This is a genomic window from Micromonospora sp. KC207 (assembly GCF_004348615.1).
Lineage (GTDB): Bacteria > Actinomycetota > Actinomycetes > Mycobacteriales > Micromonosporaceae > Micromonospora.
The window spans coordinates 1-18,809 of the sequence record NZ_SMKJ01000118.1; the positions used below are offsets into that span (position 1 = coordinate 1).

The window sequence follows — 18,809 nt, forward strand, 5'->3', positions numbered from 1 at the left end:
CCTTCGCCGTCTGACCCCTCCTCGCCCCCTACGGGATCGGGCTACGGGACGAACCGGGGGCCGGGCCGGATTCGGCGGGCGTCGAACTGGGCAAGGCTGGTGCCATGGACGGGCATCTCATCGTGCTGTTGCCGATCGCGGGCGTCTGGCTGGTCGCGGGGCTCCTCGCCGACCGGCTGCCCCGGCCGCACCTCGCCAGCGCGCTGCGGCGGCGTACCGGATGGTTGCTCGCCCTGACCCTGACCGGCCTCGCCCTGACCGCGGCCGTGCTCGCCGCCGGGCTGACCAGCGCCGACGCCGGGACGATCGACCGGGCCGCCGCCGGACTGGCCTTGGCGGCCACCCCCGCGCTGCTGGTGACGGTCGTCACCGCCCGCCGGGTCCGCTGGCTGCGGACCGGTGCCGGAGCGTTCGCCGCCGCGCCGGAGACCCCGGCCCCGCCCGGGCTGCGGGCCGCCGCCGCACATCCGCTGGTCGGCCTGCCGCTCCAGGTCACCGGCCTGGCCACGGTCCCGGGCGTGCTGTCGGCCAGTGGTTTGGACCTCTTCGCCGGACCCGGCACCACCGGCACCGCCATCACCGTCGCCGCGCTGGGCATCGCCGCGATCGGGGTACGGCACGCGCTGCGCCACAGCCGGCTGGTCGAACGCACGGTGACCCCGCGCCCCGGGTCAGCGCGAGCGGCCAGCGCCGCCCTGTACGTACAGCAGTTCCAGGATCGCTCGGGTGGCCTCGAACCAGCGGTCCAGCCAGCCGGGTGGCGGCACGCTGCCCTTGGGGGGCAACTCCAGCAGCAGCCCGCGCAGCAACGGATGGTCGACCAGGGAGTCGGTGGCCGACGATCCGGTCGACCAGCCCGACGGCGGGAACGACGGCTCGGTGAGCGGGTTCGGATCCAGCGACGGCAGCGACAGCGGCGGGCCGGCCTGGTCGATGGCCGTCGATCCGTCGTCCCGGGCGCCGATCTCGCTATCGGTGGAGATGACCTCCGTCAGGACGGTGTCCCGGCGGGCCCCGCGGTACTTGCCGCCGAACCGCTCCGGCTTGCCCGGACCGTTGGTGAGGTTCTCTGAACCGATCGTCGTCATCGTCTCGCCTGCCTCGCTCGGTTGCCGCTCCGTGTAGCCGTTGCCGATCCGTGTCACCCATCCGTGCGGCGGGTCGTCGACCGGCACCGTCCCGACGGGTTCAACGACCCGGGACGGCCGTGGCGACGGGTGCGCCGCCGATCCCGTGCCGCACGTCGCGCGGCGGATGCCGCCGATGGGGTGGTGGTGAAGACGCGACGGGCGCAACCCGCTCCGGCCACGCTGCCGGAGGGGTCACGCCCGTCGTGTATGGGGTTAGCGATCAGTCACAGACGAACGCGCCGTCCCTGGCGCCTGCGACGAAGGCGTGCCAGCCCGCCGGAGCGAAGATCAGGTTGGGACCACTCTTGTCCTTCGAGTCCCGTACCCCGACCGCCCCGGTCACGTATGCCACCTCGACGCAGTTGTCACAGTTCGGCCCGCTCTTCGAGCTCTTGAACCATGTCGCCCGCGTCAGGTCCCCACGGAACCCCTTGGTCGCCATTTCCACAACGGCTCCTCTGCCAGTTTTACGATTTGTGCGATGGATTCCTCCGGGCGTATGGCTGCTGCTCGAACATGATCGAAGATGAAACGGTACTTCTGTAGCTCCTCGCTCTTCTCCAGGAAGAGCCCACCCGTGGCGTTCTCCGCGTACACGACATCCGGATCATTCGCTTCAGGGAAGCTGAGGATGGTGAAGGTGCCGTCCATGCCGGCGTGCGCCCCAACCGAGAACGGCAGGATCTGAAGCGTCACGTTCGGCAGCTCCGCCACCTCCACCAGCCGCTTGAGCTGACCACGCATCACCGCGTCGCCGCCCACCGGCCGACACAGCACCGCCTCATCGAGCACCACCCACAGATCGACCGGATCGTCCTGGGTCAACAACGACTGACGGTCCAGTCGGACACGCACCCGTTGCTGAACCTGTTGGGCGGTGAAGTCCGGGCGGGCGGCGCGGATCATCGCCGAGGCGTACTCCTCGGTCTCCAGCAGGCCCGGGACGACCTGCTGTTCATACTGCCGGATCTTGCTGGCGGCCGACTCCAGGCCGACGTACGCCCCGACCAGCACCGTGCTGTACGGGTGCCACCAGCCCTTCTGCCGGGCCTCCCGGGCGATCTGCACCAGCTCGTCGCTCTCCGCGCCGGACACCCCGTAGATCAGCAGCATGTCCCGGACGTCGCGCGGGGTGGCGGTGGTGTGGCCGGTCTCGATGCGGGAGATCTTCGACGCGGAGCACTCCAACCGCTCGGCCACCGCCTCGATGGTGATGCGCGCGGCCTCGCGGTGCCGGCGCAGTTCGGCGCCGAGCCGCCGACGGCGGATGGTCGGGCCGCGCCGCTCGCTCACGACATCCCCCCGCGGCCCACTGGACCGAATCGCTCGCTGCTCGCCCTCACCCGGTTACCTCCGGTCGATCGCGCCCGGAGTCGACGCCCGCCGGGGGCGCGAGTGAAACGGCGGGCGAGTGTTCGCGGCAGGGGTAATGGTGCCGGTCGTCGACCGGCCGCAGCGGGCGAAACCGGCGTCCAGTGTGCCGTCCCGGGGACAGCGGCATCAAGCGTCTATTTCCGCGAGCCGCTCACGTATCGGCAAAAGGCGACATGCAACTTGCATGAAGCACGCCACTGATGCAATCTGTCGGTAGGGGCTGGATCACTCACCGTTCCGGTCGGCCGTCGGAGAAGGCGCTCCACCACCGGGTGGGGTGCCCGGTCGAGGGATGCCAGCCCATACCGCACGACAGATCCGCTCCGGGCGAGAACCCCGCTGCTGCACGCCAGTTGACTGCGGCGGCGGGCGCGACGACCCGAAGCGGCGGGGTGCTGGCCGGGTGTCGGCGCGCCACCAACGCGCACGAACCGACCAGCACCACCCAGCGCCGCCGGTTCACGAGGCACAACCCCGTCACCGGGCAAGACATCCCCCGAACACCCTCCACCGGCGTGCCCGCCGGCCGATCTCCCCAGGAGCCCTCTGTGCTTCCCCGCTCAGGTGACGTACTGCACGTGACGCGCGCGGCGAGTGTCCAGTTCCTCAAACCGATCATGTTCCGCGTAATCCGGGTGCTCGACTGGCCCACGTACGACGGTTGGGTCTGGCTCGAAGGCTACGAGCTGAACGCGGCGGGGGACGCGGTCAGCCGGCGTTCGATCTACGTGCAGGCCGCCGGGCTGCGCCAGCTTTCGATCGCCGCGCAGCCCCGGCAGCGCACCGTCCCCGTTCCCGTCCGCCCGCGCCGCCCGATGGTCCGCACGCCGGCCCGGGTCGGCTGACCCGCCGAAACTCGTCCCGGTGGGCGTGCCGCCGCCATAGAATCAGTACGCCCACCCCGGCGAACGTCTCCACCCCGCGCGTCCCGGACCCTGAACCTGGGATGGTCATGGTCGTAATGCCCGCCGCGCGGCGGCACCACAGGTCCCGTACCGTCTACGCCTTCGGGCTGCTGGCGCTCCTCGGCGCCGCCACCACCCTCGGGGTGGTGATCCGCTACCCCGCCCTCTCGACCACCGAGCTGGCCGCGCCGGTCCCCGCACCGGAGATCACCGTCGTCGGCGAGGAGCCCGAACCCGGCTCGGCCGGCTCCGCGGAACCGTTGGCCGTGCCAGGGCCGGGCCCGATCGGCGCGGTGGCCCGGGCCGGCGCGGCAGACACACCGACAGACACACCGGCCGGCGCGGGGGCCGGCGTCGGAACGGACACGCTGGTCGAGGCCGGGCGGGCGCCCGCGAAGCCCACCTCCCGGCGGGACGCAACGAGCCGCTCCCTGTTCTGGTCCGGCGTCCTCGGGCTGGCCATCTCCCTGGCCGGGCTGGGCCTGGTCGGGACCAGACGCCGGATGTGGTGACGGGCGTCGTCGTCAGGGCGTCGCGGTCGCCGTGGTCGTCGGCTCCGCCGTGCTGGTCGTGGGCGTCGGGGCCACCGCCACCACCAGGGTGACCTCCGCGCCGGGCGGCACCAGCGCGCCCGCCTTCGGATCGGTTTCCAGCACCGTGCCGGCCGGTCGGTCGGAATCCCGCGTCTCCACCCGGTGGTCGACGCCGATCCGGTCCAGGATCCGCTCGGCCGTCGCCCTGGGCAGCCCCACCAGCGGCGGCATCGGCACCCCGGCCGGGGTGGTGGACGGCGGCGTCGTGGACGGCTCACCTGACGTCGCCTCCGTCGTCGGCGCCCCGGTCGTCGCCGGCGCCGAGGTCGGCCGCACCGACGGTGACTCCCTGGGGCCGGTGCCGTCGGCGGCCGACAGTGCCAGCCAGAGGCCGGCACCGAGCAGGCCGAGCAGCAGCAGCGCCACGACACCGAGCAGGATCGGCGTCCACCACCGCCGGCCGGGCTGCTCATCGCCGTACCACTCGCCGGCCGGGTCCCGGTACTCCGCCGGCCGGGGCGGCGGCACCCCGGCCCGCCCGGACCACACCTGCCCGCCGGCCGGCTGCTGGCCGGCGGTGTCCCCGGACCGGGGCAGCGCCCGGGTCGGGTCCACCGGCTCCGCGCGGGGCGTCCCGCCGGCCGGCTCCGGCAGGGGGCGGGTCTCGTCACCGGCTTCCGGCAGGGGGCGGGTCTCGTCACCGGCGTCGTCGGGGAGCGGATCGTGGCGGTCGTCGCTCATGGCACGTCCTCTCCCACCGGGCGGCGGCTGGCCCTCGCATCCACGCTAGCCGCTGCCGGCCATCCCGGGCGGAACCGGCGCGCGAGCCGCCGTCACGGGGTGGGCGGCGCCTCCGCGCTCGGCTCGTCCGGTTCCTCGCCGCAGGTCAGGGCCACTTCGTCGTTCCAGTGCACCGTGCTGTCGGCTTTCGGTGACTGCGCCGTGACCGTGCCGGTCCGCCCGGTCGGGTAGCGCGGATAGAGCCCCTCCTCGACCAGGTCCTCGGCGGCGTCGGCGCAGTCGTCGCCGACCAGGTCCGGGGCCCTGAGCGAGGGGGCGGGCCCGGCGACGTACAGCGCGACGGTTGTGCCCCGCTGCACGGGGGACCCGACCGGCGGGACGGTGCGCCGCACGTCCCGCCCCGACTCGGTGCCGAAGACCAGCCGCCAGCTCAGCCGCAGGTCCCGCAGCTCGTCCCGCGCCTGTTCGAAGTCCGTGCCCACGACGGGCGGAACGGTCAACCCGGTGGAGCGGGTCGGTCCGCTGGTCCGAGCCGTCGGCGCGGTCGTCCGGGCCGTCGGCGACGGGACGCCGGAGGGGGCCGCCGAGGACGAGACGCCGGACTCCGCGGCCGGAAGCCCTGGTGACGCGCCGTCCTCCCCGGCCAGCAGCCAACCACCGGCCGCGCCGATCATGGCGAGAAGCGCGACGGCCAGGCCGCCGCCCAGCATCTTCGCCGAACGGCCCGAGCCGGGCGCGCCGGCCTCGTCGGGGTACGCCTCCCGCCCGGTGTTCCCGTCCGTCATCGCGCTCACCACCTCACCGGCGACCGTACCGGGGTCGCGCCAGGCGTTTCCGGGCCGGGCTCCACGCCACGGCTCGCCGGTCCGACCTTGGGACGTTACGCTCCCCGGCATGGCCAGACGGGGCTGGGGAGGATCGATCGCCACCGCGATCGGCGTCGCTGCCGGCACGGGCGCGGCCCAACTGGGCTTCGGCTACGGCCTCGGCATCATCAACTGGTCGGCGGCGGGCGTCGGCGCGGGCGAGGCAGCATGGGTGGCGAGCATCGCCTGGGCGACCTGGATCGCGGCCACCTCGACGATCGCCGGCGCGGTCTGCGCTCAGCGGCTACGGCGACCCGACGGCCGGGAAGGCCGCCCGGTCGTTCCCGCCGACGCTCCCGGCCGAGCCGACCCGGCCGGCACCGCCTCAAGCCCGGCCGCGATCGCCTCGGACCCGACCGCCGCCTCGGGCCCGGCGGCGATCGACCCGGGGCAGACCGCGCCCGATCCGGACCCGACCGCCGCCTCGGCCACGGTGGCGGTCGACGCCGCCGACCCGGTCGCCGACCCGGGGTCGGCCGGTTCCCTCCGGGGGCCCGGGGCGATCACGCTGGCGCTGGCCGGTGCGGTCGGCGCCCTGGTCACCGTGCTGCTGGTGGCAGTGCCGGCACGGGTGGCGGAGGTGTCCGGCGTCACCGCCCCGCAGACCGTGGCCGCCGGGTACGCCGGGGCGGGCGTGCTGATCGGGCTGCTGGTGGCGGTCTGGGCGCTGCGCTCGTCGGCCGCGGTGGCCAACGTGATCGCCACCGGCGGCTGGCTCTGGCTGCTCGCCGTGGTCGCCGTGATCGACGGAGTGCTCGCCCGGCGAGGGCTGACCACCGCCCAGCTCGGCATCTGGCAGCTCAGCGCCGACCGGGCCGACTTCTGGATCCGGGGCTGGTTCTACTGGCCCGGCGCGCTGCTGGCGCTCGGCTCGGCGCTGCTGATCGGGGCACTGGCCGCGCGACGTGCCGCCCGGTCGGCGGCGAACCGGCTCGGGGCGGCGGCCTCGGGAGGGGCCGGCCCGCTTCTCGTCGCGCTGGCGTACCTGCTGGCTGTGCCGGGGCTGACCACACTCGGTCGGGAGCAGGTGTCGGCGCACCTCGTCGCCCCGTACGCCGTCGTGCTGGGTTTCGCCGGCTCGGTGCTGACCACCGCGCTCGCCCAGCGGGCTGCGACCCGCCGAGCCGCTGGGCGGGGCCTCGGCGGGCAGACGGCAGGTTCCGGCTCCGCCGCGCCAGCGGTGGTACCCAGGCAGCGCTCCGGCGCGGCCGGGGAGGCGACCGAGACGACCGGCCCCGGGGCGGCCCGACCAGTCGGCACGGACGACCCCGGCACGCCGGAGCCCGGTTCCGTCTCGGCGGAACCCGGCACGGCATCCGCCTCCGGTGAGACGACCGTGGCGCGGCCGAGGCCGGGTACGAAGCCGGGGACGCGCCGGACGGCCCGGTCCGGGACGGCCATGGCCCCGCAGTCGCGGGCCACGGCGGGGCCGGCCGCCCCGGAGAGCCCGCCGGCGACAGGGGAGGGCGAGCCACCCCATCGGCAGGCGTAATCAACTCCAGGTCGGCGACATGGCGATGTCCCGCCCGCCGGTTACCGCCACGTCGACGACATGACGTGCTGGCCGGTCCGCGCCGACCGCGCTGACGCACTGGGCTGCCCCTGAACGAGGCCAGCAGCACCCGCCCGGTCGCCGGAGCCGGTCGCCGGTCAGTCGACCGGCCAGGTGTGCACCGGCTCGTTGTCCCGCTGTAGCTCGGCGTAGCGCTGCACCATGTAGTGCAGGGCCGCGTCGCGTTCCATGCCCCGGTGGCGCTCGGCGGCCCAGACCGTCTCGGTCTGCCAGACCGCGCCGTTGCGGCCGGTACGGCAGCGCTGCTCGATGATGCCGAGCAGGCGGTCCCGCTCGGCCGGGGCGACGCCGAAGCGGTCCAGCCCGGTGGCCGCCGTCGGCAGCAGGGTGTCGAGCACCAGCCTGGTCACCGGCACGTCCCCGAGGCGCGGCCAGTGCAGGACGGCGTCCATCCCGCGCCGGGCGGCGGCGTGGAAGTTCTCCTCCGCCGAGCTGAAGGTCAGTTGGCTCCAGATCGGCCGGTCCGCCTCGGCCAGGCCCCGCGCCAGGCCGAAGTAGAGGGCGGCGTTCGCGAGCATGTCGACCACCGTCGGTCCGGCCGGCAGCACCCGGTTTTCCACCCGCAGGTGCGGGCGGCCGTTCATGATGTCGTAGACCGGCCGGTTCCAGCGGTAGACCGTCCCGTTGTGCAGCCGGAGCTCCGCCAGCTCGGGCACGCCCCCGGCGTGCAGGACCTCGACCGGGTCCTCTTCCTCGCAGATCGGCAGCAGCGGCGGAAAGTAGCGGACGTTCTCCTCGAACAGGTCGAAGATCGAGGTGATCCAGCGTTCGCCGAACCAGACCCGGGGCCGTACGCCCTGGGCCTTCAGCTCGTCGGGGCGGGTGTCGGTGGCCTGCTGGAACAGGGCGATGCGGGTCTCCGCCCAGAGCTGCCGGCCGTACAGGAAGGGGGAGTTCGCCCCGACCGCCACCTGGACTCCCGCGATGGCCTGGGAGGCGTTCCAGTAGTCGGCGAAGCTGTCCGGGGCGACCTGGAGGTGGAATTGCAGGCTCGTGCAGGCGGCCTCCGGGGCGATGGAGTCGGTGTGCGTCTTCAGCCGCTCGACGCCGCGGATGTCCAGCTCGATGTCCTCGCCCCGGGCGCCGACGATCTGGTCGTTGAGCACCCGGTACCGCGCGGCGGTGGACAGGTTGTCGGCCACCAGGTGCCGCTCGGTCAGGGTGGGCAGGATGCCGACCAGGACGATCCGCGCGTCGGAGTGGGCCGCCCGCTCGTCGGCCCGGGTCAGGCTGCTACGCAGGTCGCGCTCGTAGTCGGCGAAGCCGATGCCCTCGATGAGCCTGGGCTGGGCGTTCAGCTCCAGGTTAAAGCGTCCCAGCTCGGTCTGGAAGAGCGGGTCGGCGATGTCGGCGAGAATCTGGTCGTTGCGCATCGCCGGCTCGGCGGCCGGGTCCATCAGGTTGAGTTCGATCTCCAGCCCGGTCATCGGCCGGTCGGCGTCGAAGCCGAAGTCGTCAAGCATCAACGCGAAGACGTCCAGGCACCTCCGGACCTTCTGCCGGTAGCGGACCCTGTCCTCTCGGGAGAAGGCGCCCTGCTCGACGTCCCTGCCCATGTGTCCTCCCGGCGCGAGCGCGAAGGGGCATGCCGCCCCGCAGCGCACATTGTGAACCTTCTACGGTAAAAGCACCCCCCGCGCCGGGCCAGAGGCCGCCGCCGGGCGATCACCGCAGCAGCGACCGCGACCGGGCTGGAACGCGCTTCCGATTGGGCTTTCTACCCAGGTGGCAACGCCCGCCACCGTCCACGCCAAGGAACAGGCCGTGACAATTCGCACGCTCCCGTCGGGCCGGCACGCCGGCGCGCAGCCCGTCTGCGCCGGGCGGGCCCCTCCTCGGCTCGCGCCCGGTCCGGGACACCGCGCGGCCCGTCCGCGCGCCGGGCGGACAACAGCACCCCGGGCAGGGTGGACGGCCGCGGGCCCGCGTCGACTGGTGCGACGCGGGCCCGGGGTTTTGGTGGAGCGGGGAATCAGGCCTGCCGGACGCCCTCGCCCTCGATCTCGATCTTGATCTTCTTGCCGACCAGCACGCCGCCGGTTTCCAGGGCCACGTTCCAGGTCAGGCCGAAGTCCTCGCGGTCGATCTCGGTGCTGGCGGAGAAGCCGAAGATGTCCTGGCCGAACGGGCTGCGGCCGACGCCCTCGAACTCGACCTCCAGCTCCACCGGTCGCGTCACGCCCTTGAGGGTGAGCTCACCGGAGAGGACGAACTCGTTGCCGTTGCGGGACTTCACGCCCGTGCTGCGGTACTCCAGGGTCGGGAAGGCCTCGACGTCCAGGAATTCGGGGCTGCACAGGTGGGCGTCCCGGTCGGCCTGGGCGGTGCTGATGCTGGCGGCCTGGATGGTGGCGGAGACCGAGGACTGCATCGGGTCCTCGGCGATGGTGATCGTGGCGGTCGCGTCGGCGAACTCACCGCGAACCTTGCTGACCATCATGTGCCGGGCGACGAACCCGACCCGCTTGTGGGCGACGTCCAGCAGGTAGGTGCCGGCCGCCGGGATCGTGAGGCCATCCCACTCACGGGTAACCGATCCGGTGCTGCTGGTCATGGTGCTGTCCTCCAGGAAGATTGTTCAGTGATCAAGCGACTGATGGAGCAACTATAGTCATGGCAATATTCCGTGTGTCAAGTATTGCTATGATGAACGCGTGAACCAGAACGTGTTCGACGACCCCCGCATCACCGCCGTCGGTCTCCTCGTCGAGGCGCACGCCGGGCTGTCGGCCCGGTTCGCCGCCCAGTTCGAGGAGCACGGGCTCTCCCCGGTCGAATTCGAGGTGCTCACCCGCCTCGCCCGATCGCCCGGCAACCAGCTTCGGATGACCGACCTGGCTGCGCAGACCTCGCTCTCCACCAGCGGGGTGACCCGGGTGGTGGACCGGATGGAGCGCGACGGCCTGCTCTGCCGGCGGGCCTGCCCGTCCGACCGGCGCAGCTCGTACGCGGTGGTCACCACCGCCGGGCTGCAGCGGCTCGACCAGACCCTCCCGGGGCACCTACGGATCATCGAGCAGTGGTTCACCGGCCAGCTCGAGCCGGAGGAACTGCGCGCCGTCCTCGACGGCCTCCGGCGCGTACGCGACGCGGTGCACCCGGGCGCGACCGCGGGCAGCACCGAGCCGAGCCCGGCGGAGGACGCCCGACCCTGATCCGCGCCACGGCAGCACCGGCAGAAAGACCGGCAGAACCACCCGCCCAGCGCCAGCTATCGGGGTGAATCGGACGAAGAGGCCCATCATCGGTGGTTACTGTGCTCTCAGCGGGGGCGCACCGGGGGGTGCCGGCGCGAGCGATGAGCGAGGGGTAAAACCAGGGGGCTTCTTCGCTCGCGCCGCCCCCGCGTCAACCACCCCGAGCCCTACCGTCCCGAGCCCGGCCCGACCGATCGACATGGGCCGGCTCAGGCCAGCGCGGCGCCCGGACGCACCGCCGCCAGGAGTGCGATCTCCCGGGGCAGCAGACTGATCCCGCTCTCCCGGCAGGCCCGGTCGAGGCGGTCGAGCACGCCCGCGTCGCGGGTGGTGGCCGCGAGCCCGACGAGAGCCTCCACCGTGTCCCGCCGGTCCTGGCCGGCGACGGCCGCCTCCGCCGCAGCGGCGAACCACTCGGCCGCCAGCTCCCGGTCGGCCCGGTGCAGGGCGATGTTCGCCTCGATGAGCGCGCAGATCCCGTCCTCGAACCGCGACTCTCCCGGCCGGCCGCGCGGCGGCTCGGCACCGAGGACCGCGTCATCGGCCGCGCGGGTACGGAGACCGGCCAGCACCTCGGCCGCCTCGTCGGGACGCCCGTCCTGGGCCAGTGCCAACCCGATCGTGCCGACGGCCCGTCTCCGGTCCCCCGGGTCGCCGAGTTCCACCAACCCGGCGACCACCCGACGGCCCTGCTCCACGGCATCGGCGTACCGGCCCTCCAGCCGGGTCACCTCGGCGAGGTTGGCCCGGGCCAGTATGCGCAGCCGCCGCTCACCGGCCTGGGCGGAAAGCCGGTCCATCGCGGCCAGCCGGCGGCGGGCCCCGGCCAGGTCACCCACCCGGATGTCGTGCCAGGCGAGGCTGTTCTGGGCCACGGCCATGTCACGCAACCACCCGTTCCGGGTTGCCAGGGCGAGGACGGCGGCGGCCTGGTCGCGCGCCTCGTCGTGCCCGCCGATCGCGACCAGCAGCGCGCAGAGCACCGTCCGCGCCTCCAGTTCCCCGGCCACGTCGCCGGCCCGGTGGAGGACGGCCCAGGCGTCCCGCGCCGCCGGCAGCTCCTGCTCCGCCGCGCCGTGCTCGACGGCCAGCCGGGCCGCGCCGAGCGCCGCCCGGGCGCGCAGCCCCGGATCGGCGTCGGCGGTACGCGGGTCGGCCAGCAGCCGGCGCAGCCACTGCCGCCCGACGACGTCCCGCCCCCGGAACCGCCACCAGCGGGCCAGCCCGACGGCCAGCCGCAGCGCGGTCGACGGGTCGTCGACGGCGGCGTGGGCCAGCGCCGCGGTGATGTCGCCGGTCGCCTCGTCCAGCCGGCGCACGGCCGAGGCCAGTTGCGGGCCGGCCAGCTCGGGGGCCGTCCGGGCTACCAGCCGCGCGAACACCTCGGCGTGCCGCCGCCGGACGACGCACTGCTCGCCGGCACCGATGGCCTGTTCGGCGGCGAACTCCCGGACCGCGTCGAGCAGCCGGAACCGGAACGGCCCGGCGCCCCGGACGCTCAGCAGCCCGAGCTGGAGCAACCGGTCCAGCAACGGCACCGGGTCGACCGCGACCGTGCCCTCCGGGTCGGCGTCGTCGGCCAGCATCTCCTCGGCCAGCTCCACCGACCAGCGGTTGCGGAACGCGGAAAGCCGGCGCAGGGCGGCCCGCTCGTCCGGGGCGAGGAGGCGGTAGCTGGCCGCCACCGCGTCCCGCAGGGTGACCGTCGCCCCGCCTCCCGCCGCCCATTCCGACCCGGGCGGCCGGACCGGTGACGTGGCGAGGTCCAGGACGCGATCGCCGTACCGGTCGAGCATCTCGTTGAGGTCGAGGATGCGCCCCCGGGCGGCCATCAGCTCGATGGCGAGGGGCAGCCCGCCCAGCCGGCGGGCCAGCGCGGCGAGGGCCGGCAGCTCGGCCGGGTCCGGCGGCTCCCGCCGCACCCGGGCCAGCCGCGTCGTGAACAGCGCCACCGCCGGATAGCCGGCCAGGACGTCCGGGTCGGCCGGATCGAGTTCGGGCGGGGGCACGTCCAGCGGCGGTACGGGCCAGACCCGTTCCCCCGGCGCGCCGACCGGGTGCCGCCCGGTGACCAGGACCCGCAGCGTGGGCACCGCCCCGGCGAGCCGGTGCAGCGCCTCGGCCACCGGGTCGGGTGCCCGCTCCACCGCGTCGATCAGCAGCAGTGCCGGGCGGCCGGCGAGCCGAACCGCGAGGTCGGGCGGGCGGGCCGCGCCGAAGACCGCCGCCGCTGCGGAGAGCACGTCGGCGGCGTCCGAGCCCTCCCCGACAAGCACTCCGGCGGCACCGCCCGGGGCCCGTGCGGCGACGGCGTGGGCGACCGCCAGGGCCAGCGCCGTCTTGCCCACCCCGGCCAGCCCGACCAGGCTGACCACCGGTTGACCGTGGTCGGCGGTGAGCAGCTCGACGAGCTCGGCCACGTCCCGCTCCCGGCCGATCAGCTCGACCGGGGGCGGGAGCGCGATCGGCGAACCCCCAGGGTGGGTGGTCGGCGGCGGCCCGGCGCCGACCGGCTGAGGGCTCCCCGGCGGCGGCGCGGTAGGGGAGGGTGGTTCGGTGGCTGTGCGGGCCGGGTCGGCCGGGGCCGTCCCCCGGGCGACCGCGACGAAGGCCGCCCGCGCCGGCCCGGCGAGGCCGAGCGCGCCGGCCAGCAGGTCGACGGTGGTCCGCTGCGGCCGCGCGGACCGGCCGCGCTCCAGGTCCCGGACCGTCCGCACCCCCACTCCCGCGCGAGACGCCAGCTCGGCCTGGGTGAGGCCGGCGGCGTGCCGGTGCGTGCGCAGCAGGTCCGACAGTCCGGTACGACCGTCCGTGCCCGGCGGACGGCCATGATCGGGAGCCATGGGCAGGAAGGGTACGGATCGGGTGTGACGGTCGGCAGCCATCCGTCGCCCTGCCGACGCTGGGCGGCGCGGATATCCGACACTGCCGCCGGTGGGGTGGGGTGCGGCGTGAGAAGGGGACCCTTCTCTACCCCAGGCGTTAGTAGGGGGCCCTTCCTTTCACAGCCCCAGGTCGCGGGCGATGATCATGCGCTGGACCTCACTGGTGCCCTCGCCGATCTCCAGGATCTTCGAGTCCCGCCAGAACCGGGCTACCGGGTACTCGTTCATGAAGCCGTAGCCGCCGTGGATCTGGGTCGCCTCGCGGGCGTTGTCCACGGCGATCGTGCTGGCGTGCAGCTTGGCGATCGCCGCCTGCCGCTTGAACGGCTCGTCGGCCAGCATCCGGGCCGCCGCGTCGTAGTACGCGAGGCGGGCGGTGTGCGCCTTCAGCTCCATGTCGGCGATCTTGAACTGGATGGCCTGGTAGTTGCCGATCGGCTGGCCGAACGCCTGGCGCTGGCTGGCGTACTTGATCGACTCGTCGACGCAGCCCTGGGCGAGGCCGACGGCCAGGGCGGCGATGGCGATGCGGCCCTCGTCGAGGATGCGCAGGAACTGGGCGAAGCCCCGGCCGCGCTCGCCGAGCAGGTTGGCCGCCGGAACCCGACAGTCGTCGAAGGTCAGCTCGTGGGTGTCCGAGGCGTTCCAGCCGACCTTGGAGTAGCCGGGGGCGACCGTGAAGCCGGGGGTACCGGAGGGGACGATGATGGTGGACAGCTCCTTCGACCCGTCCGGGCGGGTGCCGGTGACAGCGGTGACCGTGACCAGGGCGGTGATGTCGGTGCCCGAGTTGGTGATGAACGCCTTCGAGCCGTTGATCACCCATTCGTCGGTCGAGGGGTCCAGGACGGCCCTGGTCCGGGTGCCGCCGGCGTCCGAGCCGGTGCCAGGCTCGGTGAGGCCGAAGCCCGCGAGTGCCTCCCCGCTGACCAGCCTCGGCAGCCACCGCTCCTTCTGCTCGACCGTGCCGAAGCGGAAGATCGGCATCGCACCGAGGGAGACCGCAGCCTCCAGGGTGATCGCCACACTGGAGTCGACCCGGGCCAGTTCCTCCAGGGCGAGGCAGAACGCGAAGTAGTCGCCGCCCATGCCGCCGTGCTCCTCGGGGAAGGGCAGGCCGAACAGGCCCATCTTGCCCATCTGCCGGATCACCTCGTACGGGAAGGTGTGCTTCTCGTAGTGCTCGGCGACGACCGGGGCGACGATCTCGCGGGCGAAGTCCCGCACGCTGGACCGCAGCGCCTCTTGCTCCTCGGTGAGCCGGAAGTCCATCGGTTCCTCCTGTACGGGTCCTCCGCCGGACGCTCGTGACACCGGCGGATGGGGTGGTCCTGGGTCGCGGTGGTGGTGCGGGCCGTCGCGGTGGTGGTGCGGGCCCTGGGCGCGGCGAAGGGTCAGACCGGGGTGACTCCGTGCCGGCGGCGGGAGAAGTGCCGGTCCTTGGTGCGGGCGGCGGCGTAGCGGCGGACCAGCTCGGTGCGCAGGTCGTGCGGCTCGACGATCGTGTCGACCACCAGCTCGCTTGCGAGGCGGACGACGTCGATGTCCCGCTCGTACTCGGCGCGCCTGGCGGCGACGAAGGCGGCCCGCTCCGTCTCGTCGGCGATGGCGGCGATCTTGTTGGCGTAGACGGCGTTGACGGCCGCCTCCGCCCCCATCACCGCGATCTTCGCGGTGGGCAGGGCGATCGTCGCGTCGGGCTCGAAGCCGGGGCCGGCCATCGCGTAGAGGCCCGCGCCGTACGCCTTGCGCACCACCACGCAGATCTTCGGCACGGTCGCCTCGGAGATCGCCGTGATCATTTTGGCCCCGTGCCGGATGATGCCCTGCTTCTCCACCGCGCTGCCCACCATGAACCCGGGCACGTCGGAGAGGAACAGCAGCGGCACGTTGAACGCGTCGCAGAGCTGCACGAACCGGGTCGCCTTGTCGGCCGAGTCGACGAAGAGCACCCCGCCCTTGAACATCGAGTTGTTGCCGACGACGCCGACGACCTCGCCGTCGAGCCGACCGAAGCCGATGGTCAGCTCCTTGGCCCAGAGCGCCTGGATCTCGAAGAAGCTGCCGTCGTCGAGCAGGCCCTTGACGTACCGGCGCATGTCGAACGCCTGCCGCTCGCTGGCCGGCACGAGCGCGGCCAGGTCGACCTTGGCCGGCGCGGGGATCGCCTCGACGGCCGGCGGCGGCTGGGCCCAGTTCGCCGGCAGGTACGACAGGTAGCGCCGGACCACGTCGAGCGCCTCGGCCTCGGTCTTGCACAGGAAGTGCCCGACGCCGGACTCGGAGCAGTGCACCCGCGCCCCGCCCATCGCCTCCAGGGTGGTCTTCTCGCCGGTCACCATCTCGACCATCCGGTCGGAGCCGAGATACATGCTGGCGTTGCCGTCGACCATCGCCACCACGTCGCAGAACGCTGGAATGTACGCGCCGCCGGCCGCGCTCGGCCCGAACAGGGCGCACACCTGCGGAATCGAGCCGGAGGCGCGGACCTGGTTCCAGAAGATCTTGCCGGCCCCGCGCCGGCCGGGGAACAGGTCGACCTGGTCGGTGATCCGCGCGCCGGCCGAGTCGACCAGGTAGACCATCGGAACGCCGGTCGAGTACGCCCGCTCGATGATCCGGATGATCTTCTCCACGGTACGCGCGCCCCAACTGCCCGCCTTGACCGTGGAGTCGTTGGCCATCAGGCAGACCGGCCGGCCGTCGATTGTGGCGGTGCCGGTGACCACCCCGTCGGCCGGCAGACCCTCGGCCAGCGCGTTGGCGTAGAGGCCGTCCTCGACGAACGAGCCCTCGTCGACCAAGAGCGCCACCCGCTCGCGGGCGAAGAGCTTGCCCTTGGCGGCGTTCGCCGCGTGGTACTTGTCCGCACCGCCGGCCCCGGCGCGCTTGCGCAGCTGTTCCAGTGCCTCACCGTCGAGCGTCACGCCGACTCCCCACTGCCGCCACCCGTGCCGGCCGCCGCGCGGGCACACCGACCGCCCTAAACGATCGTTAGGGTAGCTCATCCGACGCCCTGTCGGCGACCCGGGGCGAGTGGGAAGACACCACCGTCGGCTCGGCGAGGCCGAGCGCCGGGGCACCCGACCAGCACCCAGAACCGGGCGTTGTGGCCGTGGGCTGAGCGGCTGCGGTGTGCAGGGGCGACGACGCACCGCCCCTGCACACCGGTCAACCGGCCAGGCGGGTGCGCGGGCCGGCGCGCAGGACTCCGGAGGGGAGCTTCTTGCCGAGCAGCTGCTCGGCAAGCTCCGCCGCCTCGATGAGGGCGGCCAGGTCGATGCCGGTGTCGATGCCCATGTCGTGCAGCATGTGCACCGCCTCCTCGGTGGCCAGGTTGCCGCTGGCCCCCGGCGCGTACGGGCAGCCGCCGAGGCCGCCGACGCTGGCGTCGAACTCGGTCACCCCCAGCTCCAGGGCGGTCAGCAGGTTCGCCAGCGCGGTGCCCCGGGTGTTGTGGAAGTGCAGCAGCACGGGGACGCGCGCGTCGCGGTCGCGTACCGCGGTCAGCAGCTCGCGGACGCGGCGCGGCGTACCCATGCCCGTGGTGTCGCCGAAGGCGACCCGGTCCGCGCCGTCGCGGACCACCCGGTCGACGATGCCGGCGACCCGCGCCGGGTCGACGTCCCCCTCGTACGGGCAGCCAAAGCTGGTCGCCACGATCACCTCGACGGTCGCGCCAGCCCCGTGCAGCAGGTCGATCAGCTCGGCGATGTCGTCGAGCGACTCCTCGGTGGACCGGTTGACGTTACGCCGGTTGTGCGTGTCGCTCGCCGAGACGACCACCTCGATCTCGGTGAACCCCGCAGCCAGGGCCCGCTGCGCGCCCCGGGTGTTGGGCACCAGCGCCGAATACCGCACCCCGTCGGCCCTCGCGACCCGCCGCCACACCTCGTCCGCGTCGGCCATCTGCGGGATCGCCTTCGGGTGCACGAACGACACCGCCTCGATACGGCGCACGCCGGTGGCGGAGAGCGCGTCGATCAGCCGCACCTTGGCGTCGGTCGGAATCGGCTCCTCGTTCTGGAGCCCGTCGCGCGGCCCGACCTCCCGGATCGACACCGCCGCTGGCATCTGGCTCATGGTCACCTCGCTGTGACATCGGGCCGCCGGGGTGTCGTCACACGCCGCCGCCCCTCGTGGGGACGGCCGACGGGCGACGCCGGACGGCCGGTGGTCCCTCCAGGGAACCAGAACGCCCGAAAATCAGGGCCGCAAGGGTCCCTCCACCACCTCGGCGGCGCTGCGGAGCACCGCCGAGAGGACAACCGCGCACGACACGGCGTCCTCTCGACCAAGAGCGAGGGCCATCGCCGCGGCCCCCTCGGCGAACAGGGACATCGACCGCAGGCACCGGGCCACGCGACGGCAGTCGACGCGCGGGGGCGCGCCGTCGATCGGTCTTCCGCTTTCCATTTCTCCATCCCGAGGACGCAAGTGCACCGATGGAATTTCCATCGAGCGAATTGCGCGTCCGACAATCCGCCGAAACAGTTCGACGGTGACCGGCCGCATGACGGGAACAACGACCGGTCCTGCGTCTCAGCGCGGGACTCTGGCCGGGTGGCCGGTCGACACCCGGCCAAAGTGGATGATCGTCGCGGCCGGCGGCAGCACCGTCGCCACAACCGGTTCAGCACCAGACGTCACGCGGAATGCGACCGTCCTACCCGGACAACAACCCGGCCAGAAAGCCGACCCGGACACAGATCAAGGTGCGCATTGTCTGGTCGGAGGGGGTACAAATACGTTCCGGAATCAGCAGCCCTGCGAAAGGTCCGGCATGACCTCCGACACCAACACGCCGTCCTCGGCACCGGCGTGGCATCGGCGGCACTGGCTCGTCCCCCGCGAGCAACTGGCCGCCGAGTACGAGTCCCGGTACGGGTCCCCGGCCGTGTCCGCGTACGGGCTGGCGGTCCGCGACGTCGTCGAGAGGTGCCCGGGGATCGGCGCGGTCGACACCTGGAGCAGGCTGGCCGAGCGGATCTGCCGCGACCGGCCCGGCCGCGACCGGGACACCTGGCGCAAGCGGCTGTCCCGGCACTTCACCGCCGAGACGAAGGGACCCCCCTGGCAGACCGTCGTCCTGGTCGTCGAGTGCACCGTCCCGGCGGACGAGCGGGAGGCGGCCCTGGGCCACTTCGAGCGGCTGTACGAGGCGGCCCGGGGTGAGCGGCCGCCGTCGGGGCCTCGCCCGGCGGACGGCACGACCCACCCCGATGCCGGGGTCGAGCCGGACGCGGGCGATCCGGCCCGGCCCGTGACCGACGCGGCCGGCACCCGGCCGGACGACCGGACCCGGACGACGGTCGCACACCTGCTCCAGGAGAACGCCACCCTGCGTCGGCGGCTGGCCGCCAGCGAGGCCGAGATCGACCTGCTGCGGGCCGCCCTCCGCTCGCCGGCCCGACCCGCCGGGCAAGGGCGCTCCCGGCACCGGCCGTTGGGCGGCGAGGGTCGCCCCGAGGACCTGCCGGGGCAACGGGAGTCCGCACCCCCGACCGGTACGCCGCGGGGGGGCCGCAACACCCGGCACTTCCCAGTCGGACCGGCCGCGACCAACGACGCGCCGGCCGGCCGGCACCGCCCACCCCGCCTGGAC

At 73.6% G+C, this 18,809-nt stretch carries 16 protein-coding genes and 1 pseudogene; 5 read left to right on the plus strand and 12 right to left on the minus strand.

Annotation, left to right across the window (positions count from 1 at the left end):
* Positions 1-28: 28 nt before the first annotated feature.
* The 4 genes from E1258_RS34870 to E1258_RS16545 all read right to left on the minus strand — a co-directional run bounded on the left by E1258_RS34870 (position 29) and on the right by E1258_RS16545 (position 2,423).
* Entirely contained in the window at positions 29-652 is a 624-nt protein-coding gene (locus tag E1258_RS34870) for a hypothetical protein (protein WP_243715499.1), read from the minus strand.
* 19 nt (positions 653-671) lie between these two features.
* Positions 672-1,088 (minus strand): hypothetical protein, encoded by a 417-nt coding sequence (locus E1258_RS16535; RefSeq protein WP_132401800.1) that lies wholly within the window; start codon positions 1,086-1,088, stop codon positions 672-674.
* A 262-nt stretch (positions 1,089-1,350) separates the two neighbouring features.
* The gene (locus tag E1258_RS16540; RefSeq protein ID WP_132401767.1) at positions 1,351-1,572 is read right to left on the minus strand and encodes a DUF397 domain-containing protein; all 222 of its coding nucleotides are present in this window, start codon (positions 1,570-1,572) and stop codon (positions 1,351-1,353) included.
* The gene (locus E1258_RS16545; protein ID WP_132401770.1) at positions 1,542-2,423 is read right to left on the minus strand and encodes a helix-turn-helix transcriptional regulator; all 882 of its coding nucleotides are present in this window, start codon (positions 2,421-2,423) and stop codon (positions 1,542-1,544) included. Before E1258_RS16545 ends, E1258_RS16540 begins: the two co-directional genes overlap by 31 nt.
* A 629-nt stretch (positions 2,424-3,052) precedes the next feature.
* Between E1258_RS16545 and E1258_RS16550 the strand changes: the two genes are divergently transcribed.
* Together E1258_RS16550 and E1258_RS16555 are read left to right on the plus strand one after the other, a co-directional pair.
* The gene (locus E1258_RS16550; protein WP_132401773.1) at positions 3,053-3,349 is read left to right on the plus strand and encodes a hypothetical protein; all 297 of its coding nucleotides are present in this window, start codon (positions 3,053-3,055) and stop codon (positions 3,347-3,349) included.
* 101 nt (positions 3,350-3,450) lie between these two features.
* Positions 3,451-3,921 (plus strand): hypothetical protein, encoded by a 471-nt coding sequence (locus E1258_RS16555; protein ID WP_207919591.1) that lies wholly within the window; start codon positions 3,451-3,453, stop codon positions 3,919-3,921.
* A gap of 12 nt (positions 3,922-3,933) precedes the next feature.
* Here the strand turns inward: E1258_RS16555 and E1258_RS16560 are convergent, their stop codons facing one another.
* Both E1258_RS16560 and E1258_RS16565 read right to left on the minus strand, forming a co-directional pair.
* A complete protein-coding gene (locus E1258_RS16560; protein WP_132401776.1) occupies positions 3,934-4,683 on the minus strand; it encodes a PASTA domain-containing protein in 750 nt (249 codons plus the stop codon).
* A gap of 92 nt (positions 4,684-4,775) precedes the next feature.
* A complete protein-coding gene (locus E1258_RS16565; protein WP_132401779.1) occupies positions 4,776-5,468 on the minus strand; it encodes a PASTA domain-containing protein in 693 nt (230 codons plus the stop codon).
* A 109-nt stretch (positions 5,469-5,577) separates the two neighbouring features.
* On the opposite strand from E1258_RS16565, the gene E1258_RS16570 reads away from it, so the two are divergent.
* Positions 5,578-7,041, plus strand: coding sequence for a hypothetical protein (locus tag E1258_RS16570; protein ID WP_243715500.1), 1,464 nt, complete (start codon positions 5,578-5,580; stop codon positions 7,039-7,041).
* A 158-nt stretch (positions 7,042-7,199) separates the two neighbouring features.
* Here E1258_RS16570 and E1258_RS16575 read toward each other — a convergent pair whose 3' ends face one another.
* Positions 7,200-8,678: a glutamate--cysteine ligase gene (locus E1258_RS16575; protein ID WP_132401782.1), complete on the minus strand. Its 1,479-nt coding sequence runs from the start codon at positions 8,676-8,678 to the stop codon at positions 7,200-7,202.
* A 416-nt stretch (positions 8,679-9,094) separates the two neighbouring features.
* Positions 9,095-9,676, minus strand: coding sequence for a YceI family protein (locus E1258_RS16580; RefSeq protein ID WP_132401785.1), 582 nt, complete (start codon positions 9,674-9,676; stop codon positions 9,095-9,097).
* Positions 9,677-9,776: 100 nt separating this feature from the next.
* Here E1258_RS16580 and E1258_RS16585 point away from each other — a divergent pair, with 100 nt between their 5' ends.
* A complete protein-coding gene (locus E1258_RS16585) occupies positions 9,777-10,277 on the plus strand; it encodes a MarR family winged helix-turn-helix transcriptional regulator (protein WP_132401788.1) in 501 nt (166 codons plus the stop codon).
* Between the two features lie 251 nt (positions 10,278-10,528).
* Here E1258_RS16585 and E1258_RS16590 read toward each other — a convergent pair whose 3' ends face one another.
* The 4 genes from E1258_RS16590 to E1258_RS16605 all read right to left on the minus strand — a co-directional run bounded on the left by E1258_RS16590 (position 10,529) and on the right by E1258_RS16605 (position 17,278).
* Positions 10,529-13,162, minus strand: coding sequence for a helix-turn-helix domain-containing protein (locus tag E1258_RS16590; RefSeq protein ID WP_132401791.1), 2,634 nt, complete (start codon positions 13,160-13,162; stop codon positions 10,529-10,531).
* 159 nt (positions 13,163-13,321) lie between these two features.
* On the minus strand, positions 13,322-14,476 hold the full coding sequence (locus E1258_RS16595) for an acyl-CoA dehydrogenase family protein (RefSeq protein WP_132401794.1): 1,155 nt from the start codon (positions 14,474-14,476) through the stop codon (positions 13,322-13,324).
* A gap of 122 nt (positions 14,477-14,598) precedes the next feature.
* The gene (locus tag E1258_RS16600) at positions 14,599-16,131 is read right to left on the minus strand and encodes an acyl-CoA carboxylase subunit beta (RefSeq protein WP_132401797.1); all 1,533 of its coding nucleotides are present in this window, start codon (positions 16,129-16,131) and stop codon (positions 14,599-14,601) included.
* A gap of 244 nt (positions 16,132-16,375) precedes the next feature.
* The gene (locus E1258_RS16605; protein ID WP_165949791.1) at positions 16,376-17,278 is read right to left on the minus strand and encodes a hydroxymethylglutaryl-CoA lyase; all 903 of its coding nucleotides are present in this window, start codon (positions 17,276-17,278) and stop codon (positions 16,376-16,378) included.
* A gap of 709 nt (positions 17,279-17,987) precedes the next feature.
* On the opposite strand from E1258_RS16605, the pseudogene E1258_RS16610 reads away from it, so the two are divergent.
* Positions 17,988-18,809, plus strand: a pseudogene (locus E1258_RS16610) (hypothetical protein); the annotation flags it as partial.